The 678-nt window shown below is 49.6% G+C and carries 1 protein-coding gene; it reads left to right on the forward strand.

Annotated features, from left to right (window positions below; translation table 11 throughout):
- Positions 1-312 precede the first annotated feature (312 nt).
- Positions 313-678, forward strand: a 366-nt coding sequence (locus WH277_RS01505; protein WP_339503969.1) for a Tar ligand binding domain-containing protein, incomplete at its 3' end; no start/stop codon positions are given.

Below are 678 nucleotides of genomic sequence, written 5' to 3' on the forward strand. Positions count from 1 at the left end.
GATTTTACAGGGGTGATTTTCGATTGCCCTTGCTGGCCGACCGAAACAGACGGTCGGCCACTCCCCATCGCGACATACCTCCTCACCTCCACCTGTTCAGCCTCCGTCGGGGGCGATCGTCTTTTTCGATCGACCCGTAATGCAAGGCGCCAAACATGTTAATAGTTTATCTCCGCAACGATAATAAACTGTTTCATCGTGATGAATAACTCTCCAGCCACATGAGTCACTGGTTTTCTGATTATTTCGCGACATAAAGATCTGAATACGCCTGCCGATAACAGCATCGTCAACTGGCTAATAAGGAACATTATGTTTAAGCGTATGAAGGTCGTCACCAGCCTGATTCTGGTTCTGGTGTTTTTTGGTTCATTGCAATTAATCACTGGCGGTTTATTCTTCCAGGCCCTCAAAGGTGATAAAAATAACTTCGCCGTCTCCCAACAGCTTCGTCTACAACAGTCTGCCCTCAACCAGTCCTGGATCGCGCTGATTCAGGCGCGTAATACCCTCAACCGTTCTGGTATCCGTTACACGCTGGATGCTAACCGCGAAGGCATCAGCGATGCCGTCAAACAGTTGCTGGCCGATGCACAGGGGCAATTGACCATTGCTGACCAGAACTATGAGTTGTGGAACTCCCGCCTGTCAGAAGAAGGGAAAACCGCTGAGAACGTG

Origin of the sequence: Erwinia sp. MYb416, assembly GCF_037479575.1 — a bacterium.
In the GTDB taxonomy this organism is placed as follows: domain Bacteria; phylum Pseudomonadota; class Gammaproteobacteria; order Enterobacterales; family Enterobacteriaceae; genus Erwinia; species Erwinia rhapontici.